Genomic DNA, 1101 nt, shown 5'->3' with positions numbered 1-1101 from the left:
GGCGCTATCAAATCTGAAGTGCAACACCTGTTTCGTATAAGGTGTTGCGATGCACGAAAGAACTCAGTATCAACAGCTTCAACCCGAAGAGCGCCTGACCATTGCCAGCCTGCATTTGCAGGGTTCGAGTATCCGGGCCATGGCCCGGATACTCGGCCGCTCGCCAGCCACCGTAAGCCGTGAACTGAAGCGAAACGGTTCTCCTGCTGGCTACGCGTCCGTACCTGCAGAAGCGCTCAGCGCCGCACGTCGCAGTGCGGGTCGTCGTCCTACAAAGCTCTGCCCGCATGGGGTGTGTTGGCGCATCGTTCTCACCCTGCTCGAGTGGAAATGGTCACCCCAGCAGATATCGGGCACACTGAAGCGCATGTACCCGACCGACCCGACCCAGCACGTTTCGCACGAAACCATCTACACGGCCATCTACGCTCAGCCGCGCGGCGAATTGCGCCGCCAGTTGATTGCCTGCCTGCGCCACGGCCATAGCACCCGTATGTCCCGCACACGCGGCACCGACCGGCGCGGGCAGATTCCCGACATGGTGAGCATTCACGTGCGCCCGCCCGAAATCGAGGACCGCCTGCTGCCTGGTCATTGGGAAGGAGACTTTATCAAGGGCGCCGGAAATCAATCGTCTGTCGGCGTCTTGGTCGAACGGACCAGCCGTCTGGTGCTGCTCGCCAAGATGGAAGACGCCACCGCCGCCTCAGCGCTGGCGGGCTTCTCTGCCAAACTCAACTCGATTGCAGCACCGCTGCGAAAAACTTTTACCTACGACCAGGGAAAAGAAATGTCGCGGCATCAAGAACTCACAGCAGCCACTGGCGTGCGCGTGTACTTCTGCGACCCACATAGCCCCTGGCAGCGCGGGACCTGCGAAAACACCAACGGATTGCTCCGTCAATATTTGCCTAAGGGCACCGACCTCTCGGTCTACACCCAGGACGAGCTCGATGCCATCGCCGACAGTCTGAACAGTCGGCCGCGCGCAACCCACGCGTTCCATTCGCCATTCGAGGTCTTCGCTGCAACACTTGCCTCAGCGAGCCAACCTCAAAGAGCTAAACATTAACCGCCGTTGCACTTCGGTTTGAAACCGCC

The 1101-nt window shown here is 60.0% G+C and carries 1 protein-coding gene; it reads left to right on the top strand.

The window, feature by feature from the left end; translation table 11 throughout:
* Positions 1–49: 49 nt before the first annotated feature.
* Entirely contained in the window at positions 50–1072 is a 1023-nt protein-coding gene (locus tag QCE63_RS35490; protein WP_309839936.1) for an IS30 family transposase, read from the top strand.
* The last annotated feature ends 29 nt before the right edge of the window (positions 1073–1101 follow it).

The sequence above is a fragment of the Caballeronia sp. LZ065 genome (assembly GCF_031450975.1).
GTDB lineage: Bacteria > Pseudomonadota > Gammaproteobacteria > Burkholderiales > Burkholderiaceae > Caballeronia.
The sequence above is the reverse complement of the archived record's forward strand: the minus strand, read 5'-3'. Positions and strand labels throughout refer to the sequence as shown.

Coding starts and splice junctions, on each gene's coding strand:
- QCE63_RS35490 (WP_309839936.1), top strand. CDS start 50: ATGCACGAAAGAACTCAGTATCAACAGCTTCAACCCGAAGAGCGCCTG.